This is a genomic window from Flavobacterium sp. (assembly GCF_029242675.1).
In the GTDB taxonomy this organism is placed as follows: Bacteria; Bacteroidota; Bacteroidia; order Flavobacteriales; family Flavobacteriaceae; genus Flavobacterium.
Genome location: NZ_JAQWTM010000386.1, coordinates 1 through 5895 on the forward strand (window position 1 = coordinate 1; position 5895 = coordinate 5895).

The window sequence follows — 5895 nt, forward strand, 5'->3', positions numbered from 1 at the left end:
CGAAATCATTGGAACATAAGTAAGACAAAGGATAATAGCCCCTAGAACTGCAAAACCGAAAGTAAACGCCATTGGGCGGAACATTTTTCCTTCAACGCCCGTTAAAAAAAGAATGGGCGTGAACACAATTAGAATGATTAATTGCCCGAAAAAAGCAGAATTCATCATTTTACTTGCCGACTCGTAAGCTATCTCATCCATTTCATTTTGATTAATAGCTGATGTGGTTTTCTTCATCCGCTGATGAATATGGAATACCATACCTTCCACAATAATTACAGCACCATCTACAATAATCCCGAAGTCAATCGCACCCAAGGACATCAAGTTTGCCCAAACTCCAAATTGTTTCATCAAAATAAAGGCAAACAATAGTGATAATGGAATTACTGAAGCTGTAATCAATCCGCCACGAAAACTTCCTAAAAGAAGCACTAAAACAAATATTACAATCAATGAGCCTTCAATAAGGTTTTTTTCGACGGTACTCGTGGTTCTGCCGATGAGGTCGCTCTGACTTAAAAATGCATCAATATATACGCCTTCTGGCAGTGATTTTTGAATTTCGGCTATCCGAGCTTCTACATTTTTAACTACTTCGCCTGGACTTTGCCCTTTTAGCATTAAAATTTGTCCGCCTACGGACTCATGACCATCTTGTGTAAAAGCACCATAACGAACCGAGTTACCATAGCCTACTTTTTCGGCTACATCACGTATCAATACAGGACTACCATTTTGTGTAGTTACCACCGTACTTTCTAAATCGGCGATGCTACGAGCTAAACCTTCGCCACGAATAAAATTAGCTTGATGGTTTTTTTCTATATAAGCTCCACCCGTATTTGCATTGTTAACTTTAAGAGCTTCGAAGACCTGATTGATTGTTATACCAAAACTTTTGAGTTTATTGGGATTTATGGCTACTTCATATTGTTTCACATAGCCTCCAAAGGCATTGACCTCCACAACTCCAGGCACTAATGCCATTTGACGTTTTACGATCCAATCTTGGATGGTACGAAGTTCCATTGCATCGAATTTATCTTCGTAGCCTTTCTTTACTTTTAATGTGTATTGGTAAATTTCGCCCAATCCTGTAGTTATTGGTGCCATAAAGGGTTTGCCAAATCCATTAGGAATTTCTTCACTAACTTCTGCAAGTTTTTCTTGTACCAGCTGTCTTGGTAAATAAGTTCCAGCTTCGTCTTTAAAAACAATCGTAACTACGGAAAGGCCAAAACGTGAAACGGAACGCAGTTCAATAACATCTGGCAAATTTGCCATTGCTAATTCCACAGGATAAGTCACGAATTGCTCAATATCTTCTGTTCCTAAATTAGGGGCAGTAGTTATTACTTGCACTTGGTTATTGGTAATATCGGGCACAGAACCTAAGTTTATGGTGTACATAGAGTAAATACCTGTGCCGATAAGTGCCACTATAAAGAGTCCAATAATAAATTTATTATTAATGGAAAATGAAATGATTTTGTTAATCATATAATGTGATTTAATTCAGTTTAAATGATGAGTTTACGCAAGAGCGCAAACTAAAATTGAAGCGATGCCTACTTTTAAAAGCATGACTTTAGGATATAGTTATCCATTAAAAAAAAACTGAATTAAACCTTTGGTGGTTCGAAAGAGGATTCCAGATATCTGGAATTGAAATTAAGAAAATATAGAATAAATTTTTTATCATTTACAAACTTTAATTGATCTATTAGATCTGTATTGAGGTTTGCAATAAATAATACAGTACGGCAACATTGATGATGGGAGTGAACAGGCATATTCTCCTTATCTGGATTGTTATGATGATCTGTCTTCGTTCCATCGTTATCGATATAATCTTCTACTACATACTCAAAAAAAGAGTCACCATATATCTTATGATCTTGATAATGGGTAATAAAGTTTGAAATTTCCTGAATTGGCTTACATAGATCCATATCTGCACTAATTCCTTGAAAAAGGAATAAAACAGACATTGATATGGAAATAAGTGCTTTCATAATAGAGCACAAATATAGAATAATTTTTGTGCAACACTGTTGCAAAGTTCTAGTTTGGTAATTTTTTTATTGAATTACTATTCGATTAATTAATGGAACTCAAACGAAACGAGAAGAAACAGTTTTTAGAAAAAAGGCGATAGAAGGAATCTCTCTTAAAATTTAATAGATTAAGAATTACTTTCTATGTGTAATTCACAAATGCAGACAATTTCCTTTAAATAGGCCTTAATTTTCTGGTTGCTCAAAACGAGGAGTAGTTTATTGTCATCGTATTATTTTGATTTGTTATAGTATTTATCAATTATCATTTGGGGCAATTCCATTATCTTTAATCTTTAAGGCGGTTTTTGTTTTCTTGTAATCGGCGGTTTAGGTATTGTCGTAACTATAGATATTGCCGAGATCTAAATTCAGAACGACCAACCAAACAAAATTAAAGTTGTCATATAAATCTGAAAATCAACCCGAAAAAATGTAATGCAAAATAAAATACTCGCATTCACAGTTAAAGTGATAGTACTAATTCTCGTAGTATGCGGATTAGCTACTTTGTGCGAGGCCGTTTTGCCGATTTGGGTTTAGCATTGTTAGCGATTTTGAATGCAGTTAGAGTTCAAAAAATAAATTTTTAATCTTTTTTTATTAAATAAATTTAGTGTTAAAACCCCGTTATCCCATTCAGCTGTAAAAAAAATAGGCTGTAGTTCAGGTATTCCTAGAGCCGATTCTTTGTTTGCTTCATATCTCTAATTTCTTCTTTATATTATCAAAATCAGTTCTATTTTTAAAAAATTATTTAAATTTGATAAAACTGACGCATTTGTGCCGAGGTCATAAAAAGTAAGGGTATAATTAACCTAAGAAAATGACAGAACTACTTGAATACTTCGCTAAATTTCAAAATCTCCCGGTAGATGCTAAAAAAGCCTTGACTGAAATATGTTCAAATTTTAGCATAAAAAAAAATGAAATTCTGCAACCTTTCGGGCATACTTGTAAAACGATTTACTTTCTAAAATCAGGAATTGCTCGCATTTATTACTACAAAGACGGTATTGATATTACGGAACATTTTGCTTTTGAAGGTAGCATTATTGCGAGAGCTGAAAGCCTGTTTACTGGCAAGCCATCACAAAAAGCCATTCAGATTCTAGAAGATGCGGAAATAATAGCGATCAATTCAACACAGCTTTTTAAATTGTATGACACATTTCCCCAAATAGAAAGACTTTTTCGTTTGATTTTTGAAGCGGCTTACGTAGATGCCATACATCGTGTAGAAGGAATACAGTTTCATGCAGCTGAAGAACGGTATTTAGCCTTATTGAAAGAAACCAAAATTGTTCAAAAATTGCCACTCAAATATATTGCTTCCTATCTTGGAATTACTCAAGTGAGTTTGAGTAGAATTAGAGCGTCTGTAAAGTAATTTTTTATCAAATGTTAAAGGAATAGATTTTTGCTTAAGTGACCTTTGTATAATAAATTTTAAATTAATTTAGACAATGGCATTAATTAAAACAATAGACACTCAAAAATTGAGTAACTGGTTAAAAGAAGGGAAAAAGATTACGATCCTTGACATCAGGCCAATAGCTGAAAGAAATGAATGGTATATTCCCAATAGTATCCATATAAATATTTATGAAAGTCTGAAATCAGGTAATGTACAAGCATTGGATGATGTACAAATTGACAATCAAATACCTGTTGTAACGTTATGCGCAGGTGGAAATTTAAGCAAATTTGCGACAGAAATTTTAGCATCCAAAGGCTTTGATGCTTATTCTCTTGAAGGGGGAATGAAAGCTTGGAATTATGCTTATGACACAGCAGTTTTGGAATTCGAAAATTTTAAAATCATTCAAATAAGGAGGGTTGCCAAAGGATGTTTGTCTTACATAATTGGTTCTGGTAATAAAGCAATTGTTATTGATGCTTCGTTAGATCCTTCCATTTATGATACTATTGCCAAAACAGAAGGCTGGAAAATTGACTTTGTAACTGACACACACATCCATGCGGATTATGTTTCCCGAACAAAAGATCTTGCGAATTATTCAGGCGCAAAACATTTAATGAATAGCAATGCATCCGTTTCCTATTCTTTTACTCCTCTGGAGGATAATGAATTATTAAAAATTGGAAAAATCGAAATCAAAGTAATTCATACACCTGGACATACTTGGGAGAGTACCTCTTATTCAATTGACAATAAGGTTTTACTAACTGGTGATACTTTATTTACAGACGGCATCGGAAGACCGGACTTAAAAGCAGATGAAGAGGAAGCTATAAGAAAATCAACAGCTTTGTATAATTCATTGCAACTCATCAATACATTTCCTGATGAGACTTTAATTTTGCCTGCACATATTTCACAGTCCATTGTAATAGGACAACCTATTGTAGCAGAGAAACTGAAAAAACTCAAAAAAAGTATTCCAGCTTTAACTTTCTCAGTTGATAATTTTGTAAAAAGTATTTTATCAAAACTACCAGTTTCACCACTAAACTACTTAACCATTGCTGAAATAAATAAATCGGGCGACATTGGTGATTTTATTGTTGCTGATCTTGAAGCGGGAGCAAATCGTTGTGCAATTAAATAGAAATAAACGAATGGAACATATAAAACTTGGTCTTAAAGAAAACTGGAAACAATTTACAATTTTGGTAATTGTTAATGCTTTTGTTGGTGGTATGATTGGCATGGAAAGAACCATATTTCCTCAATTTGCCAATCTTGAATTTGGAGTAGCTTCAAAAACGGCCATTCTTTCATTTATAACTGCTTTTGGTTTAACCAAAGCCATTACAAATTACTTCACGGGTAAATTAGCAAACAGATTTGGGCGTAGAAACTTATTACTTATTGGTTGGCTTTTAGCAATACCGATCCCTTTTATGTTGATTAATGCCAGCAGTTGGAATTGGGTGATTTTTGCAAACATTTTACTTGGAATGAGTCAAGGTTTAACTTGGAGTAGCACTGTAGAAATGAAAATTGATTTGGTAGGAGAAAAAGATCGTGGGCTGGCAATTGGATTAAATGAATTTGCAGGATATTTTGCGGTGGGTGTAGTTGCTTTTTTATCGGGATACGTAGCTAATAAATACGGGATAACACCATATCCTTTTTACATAGGTATTTTTATATCGATTATCGGGTTTTTTTTAACGCTTTTTTTTGTTAAGGACACTAGAGCATTTGTACACAAGGAAAGTACCACAGATAATACAGATCAACTAAACAATGTATTTCTTGAAACAACATTCAAAAACAAAACATTAAGCGCAGTAACACAAGCAGGGTTAATAAATAACTTAAATGACGGAATGATTTGGGGGTTATTTCCCATCATTTTGTTTTCACTTAAATACAACGCGGAGAACATTGGTATTATTACAGCTATTTATCCTACTGTTTGGGGTATTGGGCAACTTTTTACTGGAAAAATGTCTGATATATATTCTAAAAAAGCGATGCTATTTTGGGGTATGTTATTACAAGGGTTAGCTATATTCTTTATTCCTTTTAGTAGTAGTTTTTTAGCACTTGTGCTCATTTCAACAATTTTAGGATTGGGAACAGCATTAGTTTACCCTACTTTCTTGGCAACCATTGCGCAGGCGACAATTCCGACACAACGAGCAGAAAGCATTGGAATTTTTCGATTCTGGAGAGATTTGGGGTATGCCTTCGGTGCAATCATTTCTGGGGTAACTGCAGACTTATTTGGATTGGAATATGCAATCTTTTTAATTGGCGGATTAACAATAATATCATCGTTAATTATTAAATTTCGAATGCCAGAAACAAGCAAAGTAATTAAAGAATGTATTTATTCGGATGTACAGTAACAAGTACTTA

The 5895-nt window shown here is 33.9% G+C and carries 5 protein-coding genes; 3 read left to right on the top strand and 2 right to left on the bottom strand.

All coding sequences use genetic code 11. The features are described 5' to 3' along the window. The coding region (locus P8M54_RS14160) for an efflux RND transporter permease subunit (RefSeq protein ID WP_300288629.1) at positions 1 to 1503 on the bottom strand (1503 nt) is incomplete at its 3' end. Between the two features lie 122 nt (positions 1504 to 1625). Beyond that, positions 1626 to 2018 (bottom strand): hypothetical protein, encoded by a 393-nt coding sequence (locus tag P8M54_RS14165; RefSeq protein WP_300288630.1) that lies wholly within the window; start codon positions 2016 to 2018, stop codon positions 1626 to 1628. Positions 2019 to 2886: 868 nt separating this feature from the next. Here P8M54_RS14165 and P8M54_RS14175 point away from each other — a divergent pair. From P8M54_RS14175 to P8M54_RS14185, 3 genes are all read left to right on the top strand, one after another. Next, positions 2887 to 3450, top strand: a complete 564-nt coding sequence (locus P8M54_RS14175) for a Crp/Fnr family transcriptional regulator (RefSeq protein ID WP_300288632.1) — start codon at positions 2887 to 2889, stop codon at positions 3448 to 3450. A 76-nt stretch (positions 3451 to 3526) separates the two neighbouring features. Then, positions 3527 to 4633 carry a rhodanese-like domain-containing protein gene (locus P8M54_RS14180; RefSeq protein WP_300288633.1) on the top strand — a complete coding sequence of 369 codons (1107 nt, stop codon included), beginning with the start codon at positions 3527 to 3529 and terminating at the stop codon, positions 4631 to 4633. A 10-nt stretch (positions 4634 to 4643) separates the two neighbouring features. After that, positions 4644 to 5885 carry an MFS transporter gene (locus P8M54_RS14185; protein ID WP_300288634.1) on the top strand — a complete coding sequence of 414 codons (1242 nt, stop codon included), beginning with the start codon at positions 4644 to 4646 and terminating at the stop codon, positions 5883 to 5885. The last annotated feature ends 10 nt before the right edge of the window (positions 5886 to 5895 follow it).